Here is a 22,304-nt window from a genome sequence, read left to right as displayed (position 1 = left end):
CGTGTTAATAGCTTTTTAAACAGCCTCTTTTATTTGGATTTTGTTGTAGCCCGGTTGGTGAACCTGGAGAGCATGAGTAGTTTCTTCTTGGTATTGATAAAGAAAACCCCGGTCAACAATACTCCGGCCGCAACTATAGATTGGGTGGTGATATCTTCATTTAAGAAATACCAGCCCAGGAACATGGCAATGACAGGGTTGACGTAAGTAGAAGTGGCCACTTTTTCGGGAGAAACTACCTTTAGTAAGTAATTGAAGGAAGTGAAGGCAATAATACTTCCGAAGAAAATTAAGAGGATCATAGACCATTGTGTGGGTGCAGTCCACGTGGCAGGAGCGCTCCATTCTTCCTTAAAAAAGTAGCTGGCGATCATTAGCAGGATGCCTGCCGTGAACATTTGGTAACCTGTGTTGACGAAATAGTTGGAAGGCAGGTTTGCTTTGCTCACGAATATGCTGCCGTAGGCCCAGCTCATAAGGCAGCCAAAGATCATAAGGATGCCTAAAATGGAATTTTCCTCACTCGTTACCTGCTTTTGACTTAGCAGTAAGTATATTCCGAGTAAACCCAAACCAACTCCCAGCATAGAAGTGGATTTGATTTTCTTGCCGTCAATAAGCCACATGAGTAAGAGCACCATTAGCGGCTGGGCTGAAATGACCAAAGCTGCAAATCCGCTGTCAATGAACCGAAGTGCCCATACGGCCACGCCATTTCCGAAGCTGAGAAAAAGAAAGCCGGCGATGATGGTATTCGTAAGCTGCTTGCGGGTAATACGAAGTTTCTTGCCTGAAATCTTTGCTAATATAAAAATTAGAATCCCGGCTGTTGTGAATCTAATAGAGGCCAGCATGAACGGGGGCAATTCGGTTACTGCAATTTTATTGAGCAGATAGGTGGAGCCCCAAATCACGTAAGTCGCAAAAAAAGCCAGAATGATTAAAACAGGTTTTGAAGCTTTGCTCATGCGCCTTTGTGATTTTAAAAAGGGTAAAATTAGGGAGAAACTTTATTATTCCGCAGGAATATTTTTAGGAGTTGGCAGGACCCGATCTGGCATGCAGTAGTTTGGCCGGTAAATGAGAAATATCCTGTATTTGGCCACTAAAAAACCCGCTTCTTTTCAAAAGCGGGTTTTAAGATGCTATTTTTGAATGCTATAATGTTCCGTTAGCGCCTACCCAGGTGAACTGATGTTGATCCTGTGGTACAGAGATCCTTCCGGCGATTCGGGTCATCCTGTCGGGAAGCTTCATAAGGTAATCCCGCGCTTTTTCGGCTTTGTCTGTAAGAGATGTCATTTTATCGATTTCCCAATAATCATTCAATTTCTGAAGAATATCAATATAATCGTGTGTGGTGTAAACTCCCAGTCGTTGTGCGGCATTTGAGAAGTTTTCAAAAGCTTCTCCAATGCCCTGCCCAGATTCCCGGATAAATTGAGCAGGCATTACGATCTTCTTCTTCATCATATCTTCGAAAGCCAGCATCATTTCGCTGGGGTCATATTCGAAGATTGTCTTTACAAATTCCCTGTAGGCCAGGTGGTGACGCATTTCATCGCCGGCAATGATATTACACATTTTGGCAAGCATCTTATTCCCCTTTTTTCGAGCCAGTTGCCCTACACGTTTGTGAGAAATATTGGTGGCCAATTCCTGGAAACTGGTGTAGATAAAGTTTCGGTAAGGATCTCTTCCCGTTCCAATATCAAAACCATCATTGATTAGGTATTGAGTTGTTTTCTCGATCTCTTTCATATCCACCCTTCCGGAGAGATATAAATATTTGTTCAAGGTGTCTCCATGTCTATTTTCTTCCCCGGTCCAGTGACGGATCCATTTGGCCCAGCCGTTCTGTTTCCCCTGCAGTTGCCCGTGTTGCTCTACACCTTCCATGTCCATTAACCAGGATTCATAGGTAGGTAATGCTTCTTCGGTTACCATATCGGCTACCAGAACCACCCAGAAATCATATCCCAATTCAGTCGCCTCTTCCCGAATCTGCCGTACATCTTCAAAAAAGTTCTCGTCCTGAGAGTTTGGTAGCAAATCTGTCGGTTGCCAGATATCTTCCACGGGAACAAGATATTTGTCCACAAAATCATCTATGGATTTCTCCACAGTCTTCATGACTTCTAATCTAATATTTTCTAAGGCCATATATTTTAATTCTATTCTTTAGTACTAATCAACAACCAAACCACAGGTTAATTTTGCAGTTAAATTGATCTACAAAGGTACTAAACAAAAAATACAAGACGTTTAAAATCCTCTTAATTTCTACCCTGTTCCTCCGGGTACAATTCGCATACGGGATCACTTTGAATGACTTCTTTGGTGTCTATGTTAATGACGGAAATTCTGCCTTTAAAAGCAGCACCGGTATCAATGTTCCAAACATTGGCAGCGTTTACAGGTTTTGTTTTGCCAATCCTGGTGACGGGAGTATGCCCTATGAATATTTCTTCAAAAAGTGAGAGCCTCTTTGGGAAGATGTCTTCTTCGGGTTTTAGATTTGGATTGAGTGAAAGTGCCATTTCCCATAACGTGCGATCCCAGTAAAAAGGCGTAGGAGTATATTCCTGTTCCGGGCCTTTTTGATTGGTGAAGCCGGCATGAACAAAAAGCCGGTTCTGTTTATCAATATAGTAATTGAGCATTTGGTCGTAAAATTCAATATGCTCTTCTTTTTCTTTGTTGGTAAACTTCCTGTAGGCATCAATGCTTGACTGCCCGCCATGCTGAAGCCATTTGTCATTCAGTTCTCCTGTCTTGAGCCAGCGATGAGTGAGATCGTCATGATTTCCGCGGAGGAAAATACATGTGTTTTGTTTGGCGAGCTCGATAAGATAGGAAACCACGTTTGCCGAATCGCTCCAACCATCTACATAATCTCCCAGGAAGATCAAACGATCCTGCGGGGTAATTTCTGCGCGTTCCATTAATTGGATGAGCGCTCTCAATCCTCCATGAATATCTCCTATTGCCAGTACTCTGCTCATGTTAATTATATTTTACTTTCCTTAGGATCCTGCTGCTGTCTTTGTGTAGCTGGTAAAGCTCATCGCTGTATTCCTTAAGGAGGAATTTTGAATTTTCAAGCCGCTCCATGGCATCTTCAAAACCGTTGAAGTAACAAATGAGATACGTTGAAGGCAGGTAATGCAGGTCCTTTTTCTCGTGAGGGGTCAAAGGTATATTTTTTCTTATTTTTTCGATCAGGGTGTTGTTGGTATTGTAAATATGATAAAGACTCTTCCGGTCGAACTGCGGTGGTTCAAAAAGTAGAGTGCTTTGAATATCATAAGTCGCGTTGTCTCTAAAGTAAATGTTCACTTCCTCCAGCGGATAATACCTGAAATTATCATTCAGCCCCAGGTGCACGTATTCAATGACCCGAAAACGGTCTTCGGTGATTTCAATGCTCACTTCATCAAGTTCTGAATAAAAAAGCTTTACCTGTTCATTGATCAATGCAATGTCAACTCTGGAATAATAGGTGTTTTCTTTGGTTTTCTTTTTCTTGCCAGACCAGCATACCACGAAATATTCCTTAAATACCTTGTAAGTGGGATGGATATCCTGGTGTTTTTCAAAGAAATCAAAAACGCCATCCAGCGTTAACTCAATGTTGTTCTGGGAGTGAGCTTCGATAGCAGCCACCGCTTCCTTGTTCTTTGTGGCATCTTTTAAAGGTGCTCCGGAAGGCATACTTATGCTGCCTTCCCTGAAGAAAACGGTGCCTGTGGTATATTTCCAGATGTTTTTCCGAAGCGAACAAATTTCGCCGCTATTGGGCTGAATACTTACCAGTCCCACCACGAGATCCTCAGGCAGGTGTGGGAAAGGAATGTTTTCATAGGAAACCTGCGGCGGATTTTGCAGATACGCATTGATGAGGTTTTGGATCTTACTGTCGTCAAAGAAATCTACCCCTTTTATAGCATTGTCCTCGTCTTCCACACCAATCACGATATAGGAATTGTTGTAAGGGTTAGAATTGGCAAGTGCACAAATGTGTTTCAGAAATTTAGCTTTTCCTTCTTTTTCTGAAAAATTTACCTGTCGCTTTTTGTCATAGAAGCTGTTTTCGCTGTTGTGAGCGAGCAGGTTCTTAATTAAAAGGCGCTTGTTGATCATGCTGAAAAGCTGCTTTTCCGTCTGGATTTTTTGAAGCTACTTATTTTTGTGAACTGTGGTAGAATTTGCCTGGGCTGTTGGTAAGACCAACAAATCGGCAATGTTTACATGATAAGGACGGGTCACCACAAACCGAATAATATCTGCAATGTCTTCAGGATGCAAAGGTTCAAACCCTTCATAGACAGATTTTGCCCTTTCATGATCTCCCTTAAAACGGACTTCACTGAATTCCGTTTCAACCAATCCTGGATGAATGGCGCCTACGCGAATTCCTTGTTCATTCAGGTCAATACGCATGCCTTTATTTATTGCATCTACCGCATGTTTACTGGCGCTGTAGACATTTCCATTTGGGTAAACCTCTTTCCCTGCAATAGAACCTATGTTGATGATGTGACCGCTTTTTCTCTCTGCCATCTGTGGAATTACTGCTTTGCTCACATATAAAAGTCCTTTGACATTGATGTCTATCATGGCATCCCAGTCTTCAATGCTGCCAGATTGAATAGGATCTAATCCATGTGCATTCCCGGCGTTGTTCACCAGAATATCAATCTGCCGGAATTCCTCCGGAAGGCTTTCAATGGCTTTAAAAACCTCTTCTTTGTTTCGCACGTCAAAAGATAAAGCATGAACCCGAATCTTTCCTTCAAGCTTCTTTTGAAGATCCTTCAAGGCTTCTTTTCGTCTTCCGCAAATAATGAGGTTGATGCCTTCTTCAGAAAAAGCAATTGCAGTGGCTTTTCCAATTCCGCTGGTTGCGCCGGTGATAAGGGCTGTTTTAGTCATAGTAATTATATAGGGTTTTGAAAACCACCTTCATTTGATTCTCTCAAAATTACAAACTCCACTTCTTTTTCTGTAGAACATTAGGAAAGAAAATGCTGAGGTTCCAAAAATGTTATTTTAGGAGGAAATTTATTTTCTGCCAGTCTACGGGATCAAAAGAAACTTCTTTTGACTTTACAGCACGGGCGATTTCTTCTTCACTGTCAAATGAAATTACCGGGTGCAGGTGAGAAGGATGGTTGAGGAGCCAGGAAAGCAGTAAATGTCCTTTATCACAATGGTATTTTTCAGAAAGTTGTTTGAAAATATCATTTTCGACTATTCTGTCGATTTTTTTAGGGTCAAATTCTATCATTTGTACAATTTCTTCGGAAAATTCTTGAGACTGTCCATTTTTTTCTTCCGAAGCAGAAAAATTAAATTCAGAATAATTTGCACTCAGCGAAAAATGCTCTTTAAAAGCTGTAATTTCCTGCGCCTGAAGGTTAAAACCGCCTACTTCACTTATTTTTCCCTGGGAAGACAGCTTTTCCAAATCATTTCTCAATGTTTCTGGCTGCTGTGGAGCTTCCAGTAGAAGGAGATCGAGATAATCTGTCCGCATGTTCAGCAATAAGCCGTCTACCTGCGTAATAAGGTCTTTTTCAGTATGGTTTTTAAACTTCCCTATGAGCTGAATTTCATCGCGGCTGAGTCCGCTTTCGCTCAGGGCTGTTCCGAAGGTTTTTTTAACCGTCTCGCCGTTTTCACTGCACGCGTCGAAAGAAGTAATATCATTTTCAACGCAAGAGTGAAGCAGGTGGATCATTTTGCCTTTTTGGAAGGTTTCCTGCGCTGTGCCCCAGTTAAATACATTCTGGATTATTCTGGAATAGGTGTTTTTTTTCCTCATTTTTTAAAAGTAAGAAACTAATAAATGTTGAGAGAGGCCGCTGCTGTTAAAGGACGGTTAAGGATAGTTAACAGAAGTTAATTTTTCAAAATCGCTAAATAATCTCCTGTTTACCGGCGTTATCATGGCCTAAACTTAAAAAGAACCGCAAATTATGAAGAAGTATTCAATTGCATTTATGTCGTTTTTCCTGTCTCTGCTAGCCGTTGGCTGCAGCGAAGATGACAATTCCGGGAGAAATGAGGAAACCTCAAGAATCACCGTTGAACTTACCGATGCCCCGGGAGACTATGAAGAAGTGTGGGTAGAGGTGGAAGATGTAATGGTTAAAAGAGAAGCGAGCGATGATGGGGAAGAAGGCTGGATAAGTCTGGAAGGTGTACGTACAGGAACTTATAACCTGCTTACTCTAACCGGTGGTGAAACAGAGCTTTTAGCCGAAACTGAGATCTCTGCCGGATTTATTAGCGAGATGAGGCTTGTTTTGGGAGAAAACAACACTGTAGTTGTAGACGGTGTTTCCTATGACCTGCAAACACCCAGCGCTCAGCAATCTGGGTTAAAACTTCAGGTAGATAAGGAACTGGAGGCAGATATCGAGTACAATTTTATTATGGATTTTGATGTAGATCAATCTGTGGTGAAAGCCGGTGCATCTGGAAATTATAATCTGCACCCGGTTTTACGTCTTTCTGCAATGGCCGAAACAGGAAGTATTATGGGAACAATTCATCCTACAAATATTACTTCACTTGTGGTAGCTGAAAACGCGAGTACTACTGTTTCTGCATACACGAATAGCGAGGGGGAATTTAAACTGAATGGTCTTCCGCAGGGAACTTACAAGTTAACAGTGACACCAGATGTTGGATCGAACTTTAAATTTTCTGTAGTTAACAATGTGCAGGTAGAGGTAGGAAGTATTACAGAATTGCCAGATGTAATTTTCCTTCCGGAAGGATAGACAACGAATTAGATATTATGAATAGAAAAGCAGCGGACAAACTTCGCTGCTTTTCTTATTTTAACAAATCGTTAACAATTGTTGGCTGAATATTTGCTGAATTTGCCGCGTTAGCTTTATGTAGCTATCTTCACCACATAAAATTTTAGTATAAGATGCAGGAAAATACTTCGGTTGATATCGCCGGTATCAATGAAAAAATAGAAAGAGAGAGCGCTTTTGTAGACATTCTCAGTAATGAGATGAAGAAAGTGATCGTTGGTCAAAAACACATGGTAGAACGTTTGTTGATTGGTCTTTTAGGCCAGGGGCACATTCTACTGGAAGGTGTACCGGGCCTGGCTAAAACCCTCGCCATAAACACCCTTTCTAAAGCAGTTCACGGGAGCTTCAGCCGAATTCAGTTTACACCCGATCTTCTTCCGGCAGATGTTGTGGGAACGCTTATTTTTAACATGAAGGAGAATGACTTCAGTATTAAAAAAGGACCTATTTTCGCCAATTTTGTACTGGCAGATGAGATCAACCGTGCTCCTGCCAAAGTACAATCGGCTTTACTGGAAGCCATGCAGGAAAAGCAGGTAACCATTGGTGAAGAAACTTTTATTCTTGATCGTCCTTTTCTGGTAATGGCGACGCAAAACCCGGTGGAACAGGAAGGAACCTATCCTTTGCCAGAAGCGCAGGTGGACAGGTTTATGCTGAAAACTGTGATTGATTATCCGCAGATGGAAGAGGAGCAGTTAATTGTTCGTGCCAATCTAAAGGGTGCTTTTGAGCAGGTGAATCCTGTGGTGAGCCTGGAGCAAATAAGCAGGGCGCAGTTGGCGGTTCGGGAGGTATATATGGATGAAAAGATCGAAAAATACATTCTGGACATTGTTTTTGCTACCCGTTTTCCTGAAAAATATAATCTGGCAGATCTAAAACCGCTTATAAGTTTTGGAGCTTCTCCAAGGGGAAGTATTAATCTTGCCACTGCGGCAAAATGTTATGCATTTATCAAGCGCCGCGGATATGTTATTCCTGAAGACGTAAGGGCGGTGGTGCAGGATGTATTGAGACACAGGGTAGGTATTACTTATGAAGCCGAAGCTGAAAATGTCACTTCTGAAGATATTATCACCAAGATCGTCAATGAAATTGAAGTCCCTTAATCAATGATCAATTATAGATTATCAATGATCAGGTTATTCGGTCATTGCTAATTGTTTGTTGCTAATTGTGAATTGAAAAAAATGGATACGAAGGAACTACTCAAGAAAGTCAGAAAAATAGAAATTAAAACCCGCCGCCTGAGTGATCATATTTTTGGCGGGGAATACCATTCTACTTTTAAGGGAAGGGGAATGACTTTTAGCGAAGTACGGCAGTATCAATTTGGTGATGATGTACGCAATATTGACTGGAACGTCACCGCACGCTACAATGAACCATTTGTAAAAGTTTTTGAAGAAGAGCGGGAGCTCACCATGATGCTGGTGGTAGATATTTCAGGCTCTGGACTTTTTGGAACACGCCAAAGCTTTAAGAAAGATATTATTACAGAAATTGCCGCAACTTTGGCATTTTCGGCTACCCAAAATAATGATAAGATAGGATTGATCCTGTTTTCGGATATTGTGGAGCTTTATATTCCGCCGAAAAAAGGTCGCTCTCATGTTTTAAGGATCATTCGGGAATTGCTCGAATTTGAACCTAAAAGTGAGAAAACCGATATTTCCCAGGCCCTGAAATTTCTTTCCCAGGTGATGAAGAAAAAGGCGATCGTCTTTTTACTTTCGGATTTTATGGCCGAAGATTACCAGCACACTTTAAAAATAACCAGTGGTAGGCATGACCTAACAGGAATTAGGGTCTATGATGCTCGCGAAGAAGCAATCCCAAACCTGGGTCTTGTGCAAATGCAGGATGAAGAAACCAATCGAACGATATGGGTCGACACTTCTTCAAAGTCGGTAAGGAGGAACTACGAGAAGTATTACCGTGAGCGGGTAGATTATTTTAAGGAAAGCTTTAGGAAAAGCGGAGCGGGCAACTTAAGCACAAGAGTGGACGAAAGTTATGTCAAAAAATTATTGGGATATTTTAAAACAAGAGCCTGATTTTTAAGGTCAAAAAGAATAATTGAACATAAAATGAGAAGATTAAGAATTATGGTGCAAAATGCAGAACCTGGGAAGAGGTGGATGTCTATTCCTGTTCTTTTCTGTTTTCTGTTTTCTTTCTTTTCATTTACTGCAAATGCGCAAAGAGTTGAAGCCACAATTGACACGGCTCAAATCAAAATAGGCGAACAAATAACCTATAGTGTTGCTGTGGAAGCCGGGGAGAATGATCTTGTGATTTTTCCCGAAGGGCAGACTTTTTCCCCACTTGAAATGATCGAATCTTATAAGGTTGACACTTCAAGAGTAGAGGACAGGTTGAGGTTACTAAAAGAATATGCGCTTACACAATTTGATTCGGGATCCTATACCATTCCGCAGCAGAGGGTTCTTATCAACGATCAAGGTTTCTCCACAGATTCTATTTTGGTGGAAGTGAGAAATGTACTTGTAGATACTACAAAACAAAAAATGTATCCTATCAAGCCTTCCGTTAAAGTGCCTTCAGATTTTTCTGTTCCCGGCTGGGTTTGGTGGCTGTTGGGAATAGTCGTATTGCTTTTATTGGTTTATTTTTTCTTCCGAAGAAGAAAGAAAAAGAAGGATGCTATTAAGAAATTGCCTCCATATGAACAGGCTTTATTTGAATTAAAACAGCTGGATGATTCTCATTTGCTCGAGAAGCGTGAGATCAAGGAATATTATTCCCAGCTTTCGGCAGCGGTGAGGCGTTATCTTGATGAAGAGATCTTTGATCATGCGATGGAAAGTACTACGGGAGAGCTTATCATCTATCTGGAAAATGAAAAACGTGCGGGAAATCTTAAGATAGATGACAGTACTATAGAGAAGTTAAGAAAAATCCTTCAACGTGCCGATCTGGCGAAATTTGCAAATTCTAAACCCAACGTGATCACCGCTAAGGAAGACCGCTCTAATGTGGAATGGGTGATTAACGACACAAAGGCCTCTAAACCGGAACCCACCGAAGAGGAATTGCTACGGGACGAAATGTATCGTCAAAAAGTGGCAAAAAAGAAGAAAATCAGGAAAATAATTATTGGAGTTTTTCTGGTATGTATGGTGATTGCAGCCTTTACAGCTTATATGGTCACTACCAAAGGTTTTGATTATGTGAAGGATAATTACCTGGGGCATCCAACAAAAGAGCTGTTGGAAGGGGAATGGATAAGAAGCGAGTATGGCACGCCAGCAGTGGCAATTACCACCCCAAGGGTTCTGAAGCGAGGCGAAATAGATGTCCCTGAAGAAGTAAAGGAACAAATGGCGGGAAGTGAAACTTTTCTCTCCGGAAGCCTTCTTGGGAATTATTATGTAGCTCTTACCACCGTTCCGGTTGTGGGGCAGCAATTTGACCTTGAAGCCGGCGTGGAAGGTATCTACGGTTCACTTGAAGCCCGGGGAGCAAAGAATATCCTAATGAAAAAGGAGAATTTTACCACTGTGAATGGTGTAGAAGGAATCAGGATCTATGGAACCCTGGATATTGAAAACCCAATTAATGATGAGTTGAGCAGCAATGAATATGCAATACTGAATTTCGCAGAAAAAGGCGGTTTTCAGCAAGTAACCATAATTTACAGTGAAGATGACGCCTATGCCGATGAGATCACGCAGCGAATTATTAATTCGGTTGAACTTTAAAAATACAGGAAATTAATGTTTGAGAATTTCACTTTTGAAGATCCGCAGTTTTTCTGGCTTTTGCTTTTGCTGCCGCTGGCTATTGGCTGGTACGTATGGAAGCGCCATCAACAAACAGCAGAGTTAAAGATCTCGAGCATAAAAGGATTCCAGGGCAGCCCAGGATTTCTGGTGAGATTAAGGCCGATTCTGTTTATCCTGCGGCTTTTGGTCCTGGCACTGGTGATCACTGCATTGGCAAGACCGCGCACCGTAGATGTTTCTACTCAAACAAGTTCTACGCGCGGGATTGATATCACCCTCGCGATAGATGTTTCTGCCAGTATGCTGGCAAGAGATTTTGAACCTTACAGGTTAGCGGCAACCAAAGAGATGGCAGCAGAATTTGTAAAAGGTCGTCCTACAGATCGTTTTGGACTGGTGGTGTACGCTGGTGAAAGCTTTACAAAAACGCCTATTACCAGCGATAAATCTATTGTGCTTAATGCCCTTGAAGATGTGGAGTACAACAACGTACTGGAAAATGGAACCGCTATTGGAATGGGACTTGCAACTGCCGTAAATCGTTTAAAAGACAGCGAAGCAGAAAGCAAGGTGATCATATTATTGACCGACGGAGTAAATAATGCAGGTTTTATAGATCCTAAAATTGCCAGTGAACTGGCCGTAGAATTCGGGATTAGAGTATATACTATAGGCGTGGGAAGTAATGGTACGGCATTGTCACCTGTATCAATTCGGCCTGACGGCAGTTTCCAGTATGGGAGAGTGCCGGTGGAAATTGACGAAGAGCTGATGGAGAATATAGCCGAAATGACCGGAGGCCGCTATTTTAGAGCGACCGACAATGACAAACTGAAAGAAATCTACGAGGAAATCGATGAACTTGAGAAAACCGAAATAGAAGAATTCAGGTTTTATAATTATGAAGAGAAGTTCCGTCCGCTGGTATTATTGGCAGGGCTCTTGCTATTGGTTGAAATCATACTGCGAAACACCCTTTTTAGAAGTTTTGTGTAAGGAATTTTTGCACCTGCTTAAAGGAAAATTGAAATTGAGGTTTAAATGTATCTGTTAGAAGAAAAAATATATTTTTGGTTCCTGCTGGCAATTCCGGTGCTGGTTTTGCTGTTCCTTCTGGTGATCATCTGGAAGAAAAGAACACAGAAAAAATTTGCTGATATTGATCTTTTCCAAAGGCTTAGTCCAAACCGCTCAATAATTAAATCAATATTGAAAGTCGTAGTACTTTCCCTTGCGATTGCATGTCTCGTGGTAGCATTGGTTAATCCCAAGGTTGGTACAAAATTGGAAACTGTAAAAAGGGAAGGTGTTGACGTGGTTTTTGCCGTAGATGTTTCCAAAAGTATGCTGGCAGAAGATATTGCGCCCAACCGCCTGGAGAAATCCAAACAACTCGTCACACAGATCATTAATAATCTTGCGAGCGACAGGGTTGGAATTATAGCTTACGCGGGAAGTGCTTTTCCGCAGTTGCCAATCACGACCGATTATTCTGCGGCGAAAATGTTCCTGCAGGGTATGAACACCGATATGGTCTCCAGCCAGGGAACGGCTATAAACGAAGCTATTGAGCTGGCGACTACCTATTACAACGATGAGGATCAAACCAACAGAGTACTTTTTATTCTAAGTGACGGGGAAGACCACCAGGGGGAGATTGAAAACATGGTAGAAGCCGCAGCCGAGCAGGGTATACAGATCTATACCATTGGGGTAGGAACTCAAAAAGGAGGACCCATTCCAGAGAAGAGAAATGGAATTATCCAAAGTTATAAAAAGGACAGGAACGGGGAAACTGTGATTACCCGACTTGATCAACAAACCCTTCAGGAGATCGCTTCGGAAGCCAATGGGGAATACATAGAAGGAAATGTGACCAGTGAAGTGACTGAAAAAGTGACAGAAATCCTTCAGAATATGGACAAGAAAGAATTTGAGGCAAAACAGGTAGCCGATTATAAATCACAATTTCAATGGTTTTTGGCACTAGGTTTGTTTTTCCTTCTTCTGGATATATTCTTATTGGAAAGGAAAACTTCCTGGTTACGCAAGCTGAATTTGTTCAATGAGAACGCTAAATAGAAGATGAGCATGAAAAATAGCAAAATCATACCGAATTCTTTTCTTCTGAAAACGATGATGATAATGGCATTTTTGGCTGTGCAGCAACCGCTTATTGCACAGGAAAGCCCTGAAAAAGCCATGAAGGAAGCAAAAAAGTATATGCAGGAAGCCGAAGAGGCGCTGTCGGATAACGACTTTGCTTCTGCCGAGGCATATTACCGGCAGGCGATTGCCAAAGATCCTGCTAACGCAGCGGCAAGATATAATTTAGGAAATCTTTATTACAATAAAGAGATCAATCATGAGGCTGTGGAAATGCACTCTCAGGCTGCGGAAGTGACGCCTCAAAAAGAGATAAAACACAGCTCTTTTCACAACCAGGGAAATGCTTTTATGAAGCAGAAGAAATACCAAGAGGCAGTAGAAGCATACAAAAATGCGCTTCGAAGCAATCCTGGTGACGACGAAACCCGTTACAATTTGGCGCTGGCTAAAAAGATGCTTGAAGAAGAGCAAAAAGATGGCGGTGGCGATGATGACAATAAAGATCAAAATCAGGATCAGAAAAACGAGGACCAGCAGGACGACCAGAATAAAGAAGGTGACCAGGGAGAAAAAGAGCAGAGTGAGGATGGTGAGCCACAGCAAAATAAAGAAGGTGGCGACCAGGATAAACAAGAGCAAAAAGAAGGAGAAGACCAGAAAGGTGATAAGGGAGATCCTAAAGACGATCAAAAACAAGATAAGCAACAGGATCAAAAAGGGGAGAATGGAGAAAAGCAGCCTCAGCAACAGCAACCTGTGCCCGGTCAGCTTTCTCCTCAACAGGTAAAGAACCTTTTGGAAGCTATGGGGAATGAAGAGAAAAAGGTTCAGGATAAAATAAATGCCGAAAAAGCAAAAGGAGGCAAAACAACCTCTGAAAAAGACTGGTAAAAGTGAACCCAAAACAGGGAGCAGAAGCATGAAGATCAAGTATTTATTTACAGCACTTTTTATAGTAATTTCAAACCTCGCAATGGCCCAGGTAAAATTTGAGGCTTCTGCGAGTAAAACTACTTTGGGCGTAAATGAACGTTTGCGTGTTGATTTTGAAATGAACCAGGACGGTGATAATTTCAGGCCGCCGCAGTTCAGCAATTTTACAGTGGTTGGCGGGCCCAACCAATCTGTGAGCAACAGCTGGATCAACGGGAAGCGAAGTTATTCCAAAACCTACAGTTATTTTCTCGCTCCAAAAGGCCGTGGTAATTTTACCATTGGGCAGGCAGAGATCACCATCGATGGCGAAGTATATAAGACAGTGCCTATTGAAGTGGAGGTGACTGCAGCGGTAGATCAACCTACCGGTGGAAATGACGCCGAATCTATCGCGGCTGAAAATCTTCATCTTGTTGCTGAAATCTCCAATACTAATCCTTTCCTTAATGAGGCGATAACGGTAGTTTATAAACTGTATGTGAGTCCGCGAACCAGTGTGAGCAACTGGCGCCAAATTGATAATCCCACCTATAGTGACTTTTGGAGTCAGGATATCAGTATCAGGGAATTTCAGGTAAAAAACGGAGAATATAGAGGAGAGCCGTATCGATATGTAGAACTTAAAAAGACAGTTCTCTATCCTCAAAAAACAGGTGAATTAAATCTAGAGCCTTTAACGCTTTCAGTTTCTGTTGATGTGCCTTCACAACGCAGGGATATATTTGGCGGAAGAATTTATACGACGGTAGATAAAACAGTTGCCGCCGGTAACAGAACCATTAATGTGAAGCCCCTTCCTGCTGCAGGTCGCCCCGCCGATTTTACCGGTGCTGTGGGTGAGAACCTTAATTTTAGCGTTAGTGCAGATAAATCATCTTTAGCTGCCACCGAGTCTTTGGAAGCAAAAGTGCGGGTGAGCGGTAAAGGAAATCTGAAGCTATTCAATTTGCCAGATTTAAGCGTACCTGCTTCTATGGAAATCTATGAGCCGGAGTATGCCGAAAATGTGAAGGTGACGCTCAATGGAATGCAAGGGAGCATCGAAAACACATATACCCTGGTTCCGCAGAGCAAAGGAAAATATCCTATCCCAGAAATGTCATTTTCTTACTTTGATCTTGACAGTGAGACCTATAAAACCCTTACTTCAGAAGAGATTTTGATTGATGTCGCAACAGGACCTGCTGTAGCTGCTTCCCCTTCACCGGGAAGCGTAATTTCAAATAAGCAACCGGTAGCTGCTGCCGCAAACCAGTTTAGATACATAAAATTAAATGCTTCTTTAAAACCTATAGGTGAAAATGCCTTTTTTGGATCACCTCTGTTCTGGGCCTTATTTGTTTCACCTCTACTGTTAATTCCGCTGGTATTGATCTTCGGAAAAAAACGAAAAGCGAGAGCAGATGACGTACGCGGAAACAAAATTAGAAAAGCCGATAAACTGGCTCGCAAATATCTTTCCGAAGCAAAGAAAAATCTGGGACAGGAAAAAGAATTCTATGTTTCTCTTGAAAAAGCCCTGCATAATTATTTAAAAGCAAAACTTCATATCCAGACCACCGAGATGAGTAAGGAGCGAATTTCAGGATTGCTACAGGATAAAGGAATTTCTCCCGAAACAGCTGAAAGGTTTAATAGCCTTCTCACAAGCTGTGAAATTGCAAGGTATACACCAACTTCTAATGTTGCCATGAAACAGGATTACGAGAAAGCAGTAGAAGTAATTTCTGAAATAGATAAACAGCTGTAATTATGAAAAAGCTTTTTTATTTGTTGTTCTTCTTTAGTGTAGTTGTAAATGCTCAGGAATCTGCCCTTTTTGAAGAAGGAAATACAGCCTATTCCGAAGGGAACTATGAACAGGCGATCGAGAGATACAACAGCATCCTTGAAGATGGTAAAACTGATGTGGCGGTACATTACAACCTTGCCAACGCACATTACAAACTAAATCATATTGCGCCCAGTATTTATCATTATGAAAAAGCGCTGCAGCTGGCTCCAAATGATGAAGACGTGCGCAATAATATAGTTTTTGCTCAAAATATGGCCATAGACGCTATTGAAGAAACTCCGCAATCTCAGTTTTCTGGCTGGATGGAATCAGGGTATGCCTTGTTTAGCGTTAGCGGCTGGGGATGGACCGCCGTTACTTTTGTTGTTTTGTTTGCAGCATTTTTTCTGGTTTACTACTTCAGTTCAAAACCCGTTCTTAAAAGGGCATTTTTCATTGCTGCTGTTTTCTTTTTTGTTTTAGCCATTGGTTCAGTCTTTATGGGTTATTCGCGCCAGAGTTTTGAAGAAAGTCAGGAGTATGCAATTATTTTTTCTGAAGAGGCTGAGGTTCTAAGTGAACCCAACGTTCGTGGAGCTGAAGTTTTTGTTTTGCATGAGGGGACAAAAGTTCAGGTAGTGGAAGACTTTCAGCAGTGGTCCAAGATCGAACTTGCGAATGGGAACCAGGGCTGGATTTTGCAAGATACTTTCCGGCGATTGTAAAATTTAATGATGAGTTAACATTTATCTAATGAAGGTCATTTTGAATTTAGCTTTTAAATAGTATTTTTGCAGCTGTGAAGAAAATCGCTTACATCTTAACCTTTGTGTTTATGGCATTTGTTGCCGGTCCTACTGTTGTGACCTGCATAGATGAAGATGTGGATGTTTCATTTGCCTTTACGGCCAATGAGGAGGAAAATTCTTCTAAAAACCTTCTTTCTGTGGAATACAACATAGAAGAACATCATTCAAATTACGAAAGCATATTGTTCCTTCAACAACAGGAAGCCAACCGCTTCTCTTACAAAGAGGGCGCGCACCAGGTTTTTCTGGATGTACTTTCACCTCCGCCTAAAACTGTATAATACTTTTCGCTTGAAGAATTGCCTGTAGAAGGGTTTTTTGCACTATTGTATGTGTATAAGATCGTTTATGGCCTTGTTTCAGCGTGTCTTTTCAAATCTGGATTGAGGGAGCTAAATATTCACTTCTCTCCTCTCCTTTTTCTTACAACTTAATTATTCAATCAGGTAATTAGCATGTATGCTTTTTACCGTACTAAAGTATTATATATGTTTAAAAATCTTAAAAATGATCTGCCTGCCAGTATCGTAGTATTTTTTGTAGCCCTTCCTTTATGTCTTGGAATAGCCCTGGCTAGTGGGGCCCCATTGTTTTCTGGTTTAATTGCCGGAATTGTTGGTGGTATAGTAGTGGGAGCCCTTAGTGGTTCCAGTGTAGGAGTGAGTGGGCCGGCCGCCGGACTTGCTGCTATCGTACTTGCTGCTATTGCCAGCTTAGGAAGTTATCAGGATTTTCTATTGGCAGTTGTTTTGGCAGGTGCCATTCAAATCTTATTTGGAGTTCTTAAAGCCGGAATTATCGGCTACTATTTTCCTTCCTCGGTGATCAAAGGAATGTTAACCGGGATCGGGATTATCATCATCATAAAACAGATCCCTCATTTCTTTGGATACGACGGGAATCTGGGAGATATTTATTCTCTGGATGGGTTTTGGAACGCCTTCAGTAATATAAGTCCGGGTGCGACAATAATTGCAATCATAGGTTTGGGAATCCTTATTCTTTGGGATAAAGTACTCACTAAGAAGAACAAGATCTTTAGATTGGTTCAGGGACCACTTGTGGCTGTGGTATTAGGAATTATCTTTTACCTGCTAACGAGAGATTCCGAAATGTTTGCAATTAGCGAGAAGTTCCTGGTAAACGTGCCGGTACCAGATAGCTTTGATTCTTTTATAGGCCAGTTTACCTTTCCTTCTTTCAGCATGATTGGTAGTACAGAAATTTGGGTCACCGCTTTTACAATTGCACTAGTGGCCAGTCTAGAAACCTTGTTATGTGTGGAAGCGACAGATAAGCTGGATCCTCACAGAAGAACAACACCTACCAACAGAGAATTGTTTGCACAGGGAACCGGGAATTTGGTATCAGGTTTAATTGGTGGATTACCTATTACTCAGGTGATCGTTAGAAGTTCTGCAAATATACAGTCTGGAGGGCAAACCAAACTTTCGGCTATTATTCACGGATTTTTACTGTTGATTTCGGTGATTATTATTCCAACGGTACTTAATTTCATTCCCTTATCTGTGCTGGCTGCGGTTCTGTTCCTTGTAGGTTATAAACTGGCCAAACCACAACTTTTCGTCCAAATGTACAAAGCAGGTTGGAAGCAGTATGCACCGTTTTTTATAACCGTAGCTGGTATTGTCTTTGCTGACCTTCTTGTAGGTATAGGCTTAGGATTGTTAGTGGGAATTTGTGTGATTCTTATAAAGAGTTACCAAAATTCTTACTTCCTTCACAAGGAAGATGTGGAAAATGGAAGTAAGGCAGTGAAGATGACGCTGGCCGAAGAAGTTACTTTTATAAACAAAGGAGCTATTATTAAGGAGCTGAATAGCCTTAAGGAAAATTCAAATCTTATTATGGATGTTACCAAAACTCATTATCTTGACAACGATATTATAGAAATCCTGGATGATTTTAAAATTAAAGCAGAGGAAAAGAACATTAATATAAAGATCATTTCTCAAAGAGGTATAGTAGAAAATCCAGCTAGTTATCAGCAATTTTTCATGAAGCCGAAGACGGCTTAAAACTGACCTTTTTGCAAAGCCTTTTTGGAAACAAATTTAGAACTTAATTAAACCATCATGATTAAAGAAATTATAAACAAAGAGAAACAAGAAAGTTTAACCCCAGGGAACGTATTAGACGCTTTAATGGCCGGAAACGAAAGATTTACCGAAAATAAAATGCACTCAAGAGATTACGCAAGCCAAATAGATCAAACCAGTGGCGGCCAATGGCCTCAGGCAGTGGTGTTGAGCTGCATAGATTCCAGAGTGCCGGTAGAAACCGTGTTCGACCAGGGAGTAGGAGATATTTTTGTTGCCCGCGTTGCAGGAAATTTCGAGAACACTGATATTCTTGGAAGTATGGAATATTCCTGTAAGGTTGCAGGCAGTAAACTGGTTTTTGTTCTTGGCCACGAAGCTTGTGGAGCGGTTAAAGCGGCATGTGACGATGTGGAGCTTGGAAACATCACGCATTTGCTTTCAAATATTAAGCCTGCTGTAGAGGCTACGAATTCAGATGGAGAAAAGAATTCCAAAAATGATTCTTTTGTAGCTGGTGTTGTGGAGAATAATGTTAAGCTTACCATGCAAAGAATCAGGGAAAAAAGTCCTATTCTTAAGGAAATGGAAGAAAAAGGTGAAATTAAGATTGTGGGCGGAGTTTACTCTATCTCCAGCGGAAAAGTAAGCCTTTTATAAATATATTTTCTTTAGGTGAAAGGCTAAAGAATTACTTCAGCTAATAATCCGGTGTGGAATTCCTGTAATTCCTGCCGGATTTTTTTATTTATAATCCTCTTCTTCGGAAGAAGTCTCAAAAAGTTGCCCTTCCTTAATGGTCTCTATGATACCAGGTAAAAAAAGTGGAGCCAGCCGGGCGACCGATGGATAAATGACAGATCCCTCCTTTGTTTCCTCCTCAATCTTTAAAGCTTCACTCCTATTGAGGAACATCAGGAAAATACTTGCCAAAAATGCCATTTTTAGCAGTCCAAAGACGCCGCCAAAGAATCGGTTAACAATTCCAAGAGCCAGCATTCCAGCCATCTTTGTGAGGATTTTCCCAATAATAGAGATGATCACAACTATAAGGATGAAAGTTAATGCGAAAGCCAGAACAGACAAATATTTTTCTTCCCAGGTTATGAAGAGATCAAGAAACGCATACATTCTGTGGGAAAAATGAATTGCGCCATAAATTCCCAGGATGAGAGCAACCAAACCTGCCAGTTCCACAAAAAATCCTTTGAAGAAGCCGCGAACTACCCCTAAGAGGAGGAAAATACTTAAAATGATATCCAGTGTATTCATCTTTCCAAATATAGTAAAATCCCCAACTTAGAATTATCTTTGTGGCATGGCAAGAGATGAACAATTAAAAATACGCTGGGAGCAGGTGCAGGAGAAATTATCTGGGCAGTTTGCAGATGGTGAAAAACTGGAACTGGATGCTATTATATATCTTATAGGACTTCAGGAACTGGGACAGCCGCACAGGAAGTTTAAAAAAGATCATAAACTTGATCTTATGCATATCGCGATATGTCGACTTTTAGAGCCCTATGGATATTACGAATTTGATTTTTTTGACGATGATGGCTGGCCGCATTATAAAATCCTGGAACCCCTTCCTGCACTAAAAGCAGGAGAACAATCTGTGCTTATGAAAGAAGCGATCGTACAGTATTTTCTGGAGAACGAGTACATTACATAAATGACGCTCTCCGAAAAGGTTTTAAGACTGGCTGCCGATGGCGGCCCTGTGTATACAGAAACAGATCTTAGCAGGTTTCCGGTAGAACCTTTCAACACCTTTAGCAATCTGGTGTTTTTGAGCATCATTATTTACTTTGCATTTAAGGTATACAAAGAGCCTGCAAAACACTATTTTTTAGCACTTAGTATACCGGTGCTTTTTCTTGGATTTATTGGAGGGACTGTCTATCACGCCACCCGCAGCAGCCCGGTATGGCTGTACCTTGACTGGGTACCCATCATCCTATTGTGTATGGCTGCTTCCATTTATTTCATTTTCAGGTTGCAAAAATCGCTGCTTTATAAAATAGCAATTATAGTTCTTGTGGCTTTTATTTCTATTGGAGTACGGCGCTTATCTGTTCCCGGTCTTTCGAAAGACACTGTGGGTTATATTGCTACGGCGTTGGCCTTATTATTACCATTAGTGTGGTACATGATTGCTACCGGCTTCAAAAATGCCAAATATATAGGAGCTTCATTAATGAGCTTTTCCTTTGCAATTTTTTTTAGAATGTTTGACCGGTTCGTAGAGACCGAATTCTTTTTCATGGGCACACATTGGCTATGGCACCTGTTTGGTGGTATTGCCGTATTCTTTTTAATGTCTTACATTTTCATAGGTACTACTTCTGAAAATGAACAACCACAGGCACTTGAAAAGGCCCGGGGTTTCTGAATATATACCACTTTATTTTTTTAAATTTGCTGTTTCCGAAAGTAAGGAGTTATGGTAGATAAGATCAACGCACACATTTCTGAAATTGATGCTTTCCAGGCAAAAACAATGGAGGAAGTAGAAAATTTCAGAATAAAATATTTAGGCAAAAAGGGCATTTTGAATCAGTATTTTGCTGAATTTAAAAATGTTCCCAATGAGCAGAAGAAAGATTTTGGGCAGGCAGTCAACAGGCTTAAAAATGCAGCACAAGACAAGGTGAGCGAACTTAAAGCGCAGCTGGAAAACACCTCTGAAGAAAAAGGTGTTTACGGTGATCTTTCCAGGCCCGGGGAACCTGTTCAAATTGGTGCGCGGCATCCTATTTCTATTGTAAAAAACCAAATCATCGAGATCTTTTCAAACATTGGTTTTAATGTTTCTGAAGGACCCGAAATAGAAGACGACTGGCATAACTTTACCGCTCTAAACCTACCGGAATATCACCCGGCGCGGGATATGCAGGATACGTTCTTTATCCAGACAAACCCTGATGTATTGCTTAGAACTCACACCTCCTCTGTGCAGGTGCGGTACATGGAAGAGAACAAACCGCCTATTCGTACGATTTCTCCCGGAAGAGTGTTCAGGAATGAAGCTATTTCTGCACGTTCTCATTGTATCTTCCACCAGGTGGAAGGTTTATATATAGATAAAACCGTATCGTTTGCAGATTTGAAGCAAACTTTGTTGTACTTTACAAAGCAGTTATTCGGAAAGTCAAAAATTCGTTTACGCCCGTCTTATTTTCCTTTTACAGAACCCAGCGCCGAAGTGGATATCTACTGGGGGCTGGAAACTGAAACAGATTACAGGATCACAAAAGGAACGGGATGGCTGGAGATCATGGGTTGCGGAATGGTAGACCCGAATGTGCTTAAAAACTGCAACATAGATCCAGCCGAGTATTCAGGTTTTGCTTTTGGAATGGGAATAGAACGTATTGCAATGCTGCTTTATCAAATTGGCGACATTAGGATGTTCTATGAAAATGATTTGAGATTCCTTGAACAATTTAAATCTTCAATATGAAAACAATAGGTCTGGTTATCCTTGCAATCATCGCGTTTGCAGTAATTATTGTCTTAGTAGCCATAGAAATCATTGAATTCACCATTGGTCTAATTCTATTTGTGGCCGCGGCATTAATTCTTTATGGCCTCTACAAGTGGGCAAAAAACAAGCTTGAGCGTTAGTGAAAAAAGACATTGAAATACCCGAAGTTGAGAATGTCTATGTTGCAGCGGTAAGAGAATTCAACGAGGAATTCAGGACCGATGAATGGAATGTCTACCTCATAAATGATCGGGAAACCGAAATTGAAATGGTGCTTATAGTAGCCCGTGGAGAAAGTACTAAGAAAAAAACCTCGGTCATGCGGCACAAACTGAAAAAATTACCTGCACGTTCGTTTGCTAAGATCGAATTCATTCAGGATGAGGTGCTACAGCTGGATAATGAATACCTGGTGACCTTTTTCGCAGAAAATAAAATGTATGAGCGCAAATTCAGTTTTAAGAAAAACAGCGTTTCTGAATCAAGAGCCGGGGATATTCCTGTAATTCCGAAGAAAGGAGTATTAGCAAAGTAAAGA

The 22,304-nt window shown here is 41.2% G+C and carries 24 protein-coding genes; 17 read left to right on the top strand and 7 right to left on the bottom strand.

Annotated elements, in window-relative coordinates:
* Positions 1-29 precede the first annotated feature (29 nt).
* The 6 genes from ACOV1Q_RS01425 to ACOV1Q_RS01400 form a co-directional block, all read right to left on the bottom strand.
* Positions 30-968, bottom strand: coding sequence for an EamA family transporter (locus tag ACOV1Q_RS01425; protein WP_424492652.1), 939 nt, complete (start codon positions 966-968; stop codon positions 30-32).
* Positions 969-1,158: 190 nt separating this feature from the next.
* Positions 1,159-2,163: an acyl-ACP desaturase gene (locus tag ACOV1Q_RS01420; protein ID WP_424492651.1), complete on the bottom strand. Its 1,005-nt coding sequence runs from the start codon at positions 2,161-2,163 to the stop codon at positions 1,159-1,161.
* Positions 2,164-2,276: 113 nt separating this feature from the next.
* Positions 2,277-3,005, bottom strand: a complete 729-nt coding sequence (locus ACOV1Q_RS01415; RefSeq protein ID WP_424492650.1) for a metallophosphoesterase family protein — start codon at positions 3,003-3,005, stop codon at positions 2,277-2,279.
* Between the two features lies 1 nt (position 3,006).
* Complete coding sequence (locus tag ACOV1Q_RS01410) at positions 3,007-4,143, bottom strand: ATP-binding protein (protein ID WP_424492649.1); 1,137 nt, start codon at positions 4,141-4,143, stop codon at positions 3,007-3,009.
* A 36-nt stretch (positions 4,144-4,179) separates the two neighbouring features.
* A complete protein-coding gene (locus ACOV1Q_RS01405; RefSeq protein WP_424492648.1) occupies positions 4,180-4,935 on the bottom strand; it encodes an SDR family NAD(P)-dependent oxidoreductase in 756 nt (251 codons plus the stop codon).
* Positions 4,936-5,047: 112 nt separating this feature from the next.
* Positions 5,048-5,827, bottom strand: coding sequence for an aldo/keto reductase (locus ACOV1Q_RS01400; RefSeq protein ID WP_424492647.1), 780 nt, complete (start codon positions 5,825-5,827; stop codon positions 5,048-5,050).
* Positions 5,828-5,981: 154 nt separating this feature from the next.
* Here ACOV1Q_RS01400 and ACOV1Q_RS01395 point away from each other — a divergent pair, with 154 nt between their 5' ends.
* The 12 genes from ACOV1Q_RS01395 to ACOV1Q_RS01340 all read left to right on the top strand — a co-directional run bounded on the left by ACOV1Q_RS01395 (position 5,982) and on the right by ACOV1Q_RS01340 (position 18,936).
* Positions 5,982-6,791 carry a DUF4382 domain-containing protein gene (locus tag ACOV1Q_RS01395; protein ID WP_424492646.1) on the top strand — a complete coding sequence of 270 codons (810 nt, stop codon included), beginning with the start codon at positions 5,982-5,984 and terminating at the stop codon, positions 6,789-6,791.
* A gap of 155 nt (positions 6,792-6,946) precedes the next feature.
* Complete coding sequence (locus tag ACOV1Q_RS01390; protein WP_424492645.1) at positions 6,947-7,948, top strand: AAA family ATPase; 1,002 nt, start codon at positions 6,947-6,949, stop codon at positions 7,946-7,948.
* A gap of 81 nt (positions 7,949-8,029) precedes the next feature.
* Positions 8,030-8,896, top strand: coding sequence for a DUF58 domain-containing protein (locus tag ACOV1Q_RS01385; protein WP_424492644.1), 867 nt, complete (start codon positions 8,030-8,032; stop codon positions 8,894-8,896).
* Positions 8,897-8,929: 33 nt separating this feature from the next.
* On the top strand, positions 8,930-10,564 hold the full coding sequence (locus ACOV1Q_RS01380; protein ID WP_424492643.1) for a DUF4381 family protein: 1,635 nt from the start codon (positions 8,930-8,932) through the stop codon (positions 10,562-10,564).
* Between the two features lie 15 nt (positions 10,565-10,579).
* Positions 10,580-11,584, top strand: coding sequence for a vWA domain-containing protein (locus ACOV1Q_RS01375; RefSeq protein WP_424492642.1), 1,005 nt, complete (start codon positions 10,580-10,582; stop codon positions 11,582-11,584).
* A 45-nt stretch (positions 11,585-11,629) separates the two neighbouring features.
* Positions 11,630-12,670, top strand: a complete 1,041-nt coding sequence (locus tag ACOV1Q_RS01370) for a vWA domain-containing protein (RefSeq protein WP_424492641.1) — start codon at positions 11,630-11,632, stop codon at positions 12,668-12,670.
* A 9-nt stretch (positions 12,671-12,679) separates the two neighbouring features.
* Positions 12,680-13,588 carry a tetratricopeptide repeat protein gene (locus tag ACOV1Q_RS01365; protein ID WP_424492640.1) on the top strand — a complete coding sequence of 303 codons (909 nt, stop codon included), beginning with the start codon at positions 12,680-12,682 and terminating at the stop codon, positions 13,586-13,588.
* A gap of 28 nt (positions 13,589-13,616) precedes the next feature.
* Positions 13,617-15,383 (top strand): BatD family protein, encoded by a 1,767-nt coding sequence (locus ACOV1Q_RS01360; protein ID WP_424492639.1) that lies wholly within the window; start codon positions 13,617-13,619, stop codon positions 15,381-15,383.
* Positions 15,384-15,385: 2 nt separating this feature from the next.
* Positions 15,386-16,132 (top strand): tetratricopeptide repeat protein, encoded by a 747-nt coding sequence (locus ACOV1Q_RS01355; protein ID WP_424492638.1) that lies wholly within the window; start codon positions 15,386-15,388, stop codon positions 16,130-16,132.
* Between the two features lie 110 nt (positions 16,133-16,242).
* Entirely contained in the window at positions 16,243-16,497 is a 255-nt protein-coding gene (locus tag ACOV1Q_RS01350; protein WP_424492637.1) for a hypothetical protein, read from the top strand.
* 207 nt (positions 16,498-16,704) lie between these two features.
* On the top strand, positions 16,705-18,255 hold the full coding sequence (locus tag ACOV1Q_RS01345) for a SulP family inorganic anion transporter (RefSeq protein ID WP_424492636.1): 1,551 nt from the start codon (positions 16,705-16,707) through the stop codon (positions 18,253-18,255).
* Positions 18,256-18,312: 57 nt separating this feature from the next.
* Positions 18,313-18,936 carry a carbonic anhydrase family protein gene (locus ACOV1Q_RS01340; RefSeq protein WP_424492635.1) on the top strand — a complete coding sequence of 208 codons (624 nt, stop codon included), beginning with the start codon at positions 18,313-18,315 and terminating at the stop codon, positions 18,934-18,936.
* Between the two features lie 84 nt (positions 18,937-19,020).
* On the opposite strand, the gene ACOV1Q_RS01335 is transcribed toward ACOV1Q_RS01340, so the two are convergent.
* Positions 19,021-19,548 carry a CvpA family protein gene (locus ACOV1Q_RS01335; RefSeq protein WP_424492634.1) on the bottom strand — a complete coding sequence of 176 codons (528 nt, stop codon included), beginning with the start codon at positions 19,546-19,548 and terminating at the stop codon, positions 19,021-19,023.
* A 46-nt stretch (positions 19,549-19,594) separates the two neighbouring features.
* On the opposite strand from ACOV1Q_RS01335, the gene ACOV1Q_RS01330 reads away from it, so the two are divergent.
* From ACOV1Q_RS01330 to ACOV1Q_RS01310, 5 genes are read left to right on the top strand one after another with little or no spacing between them, the layout of a single operon-like run.
* On the top strand, positions 19,595-19,951 hold the full coding sequence (locus ACOV1Q_RS01330) for a hypothetical protein (protein ID WP_424492633.1): 357 nt from the start codon (positions 19,595-19,597) through the stop codon (positions 19,949-19,951).
* Positions 19,952-20,671 carry a ceramidase domain-containing protein gene (locus ACOV1Q_RS01325; protein ID WP_424492632.1) on the top strand — a complete coding sequence of 240 codons (720 nt, stop codon included), beginning with the start codon at positions 19,952-19,954 and terminating at the stop codon, positions 20,669-20,671. It abuts the gene before it with no gap.
* A gap of 51 nt (positions 20,672-20,722) precedes the next feature.
* Complete coding sequence (pheS, locus tag ACOV1Q_RS01320; protein ID WP_424492631.1) at positions 20,723-21,742, top strand: phenylalanine--tRNA ligase subunit alpha; 1,020 nt, start codon at positions 20,723-20,725, stop codon at positions 21,740-21,742.
* Positions 21,739-21,906: a hypothetical protein gene (locus ACOV1Q_RS01315; protein WP_424492630.1), complete on the top strand. Its 168-nt coding sequence runs from the start codon at positions 21,739-21,741 to the stop codon at positions 21,904-21,906. The genes pheS and ACOV1Q_RS01315 overlap by 4 nt, the downstream gene beginning before the upstream one ends.
* Positions 21,906-22,301 (top strand): hypothetical protein, encoded by a 396-nt coding sequence (locus ACOV1Q_RS01310; protein ID WP_424492629.1) that lies wholly within the window; start codon positions 21,906-21,908, stop codon positions 22,299-22,301. Before ACOV1Q_RS01315 ends, ACOV1Q_RS01310 begins: the two co-directional genes overlap by 1 nt.
* Positions 22,302-22,304 lie beyond the last annotated feature (3 nt).

Origin of the sequence: Salinimicrobium maris (genome assembly GCF_049680855.1) — a bacterium.
Lineage (GTDB): Bacteria > Bacteroidota > Bacteroidia > Flavobacteriales > Flavobacteriaceae > Salinimicrobium.
This window is presented reverse-complemented; position numbering and strand designations above follow the sequence as displayed.

What these genes read in the sequence shown, in the direction of transcription:
- ACOV1Q_RS01315 (WP_424492630.1), top strand. Translation starts at nt 21,739, where the DNA reads ATGAAAACAATAGGTCTGGTTATCCTTGCAATCATCGCGTTTGCAGTA.
- ACOV1Q_RS01380 (WP_424492643.1), top strand. Translation starts at nt 8,930, where the DNA reads ATGAGAAGATTAAGAATTATGGTGCAAAATGCAGAACCTGGGAAGAGG.
- ACOV1Q_RS01360 (WP_424492639.1), top strand. Translation starts at nt 13,617, where the DNA reads ATGAAGATCAAGTATTTATTTACAGCACTTTTTATAGTAATTTCAAAC.
- ACOV1Q_RS01410 (WP_424492649.1), bottom strand. Translation starts at nt 4,143, where the DNA reads ATGATCAACAAGCGCCTTTTAATTAAGAACCTGCTCGCTCACAACAGC.
- ACOV1Q_RS01405 (WP_424492648.1), bottom strand. Translation starts at nt 4,935, where the DNA reads ATGACTAAAACAGCCCTTATCACCGGCGCAACCAGCGGAATTGGAAAA.
- ACOV1Q_RS01385 (WP_424492644.1), top strand. Translation starts at nt 8,030, where the DNA reads ATGGATACGAAGGAACTACTCAAGAAAGTCAGAAAAATAGAAATTAAA.
- pheS (WP_424492631.1), top strand. Translation starts at nt 20,723, where the DNA reads ATGGTAGATAAGATCAACGCACACATTTCTGAAATTGATGCTTTCCAG.
- ACOV1Q_RS01340 (WP_424492635.1), top strand. Translation starts at nt 18,313, where the DNA reads ATGATTAAAGAAATTATAAACAAAGAGAAACAAGAAAGTTTAACCCCA.
- ACOV1Q_RS01350 (WP_424492637.1), top strand. Translation starts at nt 16,243, where the DNA reads ATGGCATTTGTTGCCGGTCCTACTGTTGTGACCTGCATAGATGAAGAT.
- ACOV1Q_RS01400 (WP_424492647.1), bottom strand. Translation starts at nt 5,827, where the DNA reads ATGAGGAAAAAAAACACCTATTCCAGAATAATCCAGAATGTATTTAAC.
- ACOV1Q_RS01390 (WP_424492645.1), top strand. Translation starts at nt 6,947, where the DNA reads ATGCAGGAAAATACTTCGGTTGATATCGCCGGTATCAATGAAAAAATA.
- ACOV1Q_RS01395 (WP_424492646.1), top strand. Translation starts at nt 5,982, where the DNA reads ATGAAGAAGTATTCAATTGCATTTATGTCGTTTTTCCTGTCTCTGCTA.
- ACOV1Q_RS01420 (WP_424492651.1), bottom strand. Translation starts at nt 2,163, where the DNA reads ATGGCCTTAGAAAATATTAGATTAGAAGTCATGAAGACTGTGGAGAAA.
- ACOV1Q_RS01425 (WP_424492652.1), bottom strand. Translation starts at nt 968, where the DNA reads ATGAGCAAAGCTTCAAAACCTGTTTTAATCATTCTGGCTTTTTTTGCG.
- ACOV1Q_RS01355 (WP_424492638.1), top strand. Translation starts at nt 15,386, where the DNA reads ATGAAAAAGCTTTTTTATTTGTTGTTCTTCTTTAGTGTAGTTGTAAAT.
- ACOV1Q_RS01415 (WP_424492650.1), bottom strand. Translation starts at nt 3,005, where the DNA reads ATGAGCAGAGTACTGGCAATAGGAGATATTCATGGAGGATTGAGAGCG.
- ACOV1Q_RS01335 (WP_424492634.1), bottom strand. Translation starts at nt 19,548, where the DNA reads ATGAATACACTGGATATCATTTTAAGTATTTTCCTCCTCTTAGGGGTA.
- ACOV1Q_RS01345 (WP_424492636.1), top strand. Translation starts at nt 16,705, where the DNA reads ATGTTTAAAAATCTTAAAAATGATCTGCCTGCCAGTATCGTAGTATTT.
- ACOV1Q_RS01375 (WP_424492642.1), top strand. Translation starts at nt 10,580, where the DNA reads ATGTTTGAGAATTTCACTTTTGAAGATCCGCAGTTTTTCTGGCTTTTG.
- ACOV1Q_RS01325 (WP_424492632.1), top strand. Translation starts at nt 19,952, where the DNA reads ATGACGCTCTCCGAAAAGGTTTTAAGACTGGCTGCCGATGGCGGCCCT.
- ACOV1Q_RS01330 (WP_424492633.1), top strand. Translation starts at nt 19,595, where the DNA reads ATGGCAAGAGATGAACAATTAAAAATACGCTGGGAGCAGGTGCAGGAG.
- ACOV1Q_RS01370 (WP_424492641.1), top strand. Translation starts at nt 11,630, where the DNA reads ATGTATCTGTTAGAAGAAAAAATATATTTTTGGTTCCTGCTGGCAATT.
- ACOV1Q_RS01365 (WP_424492640.1), top strand. Translation starts at nt 12,680, where the DNA reads ATGAAAAATAGCAAAATCATACCGAATTCTTTTCTTCTGAAAACGATG.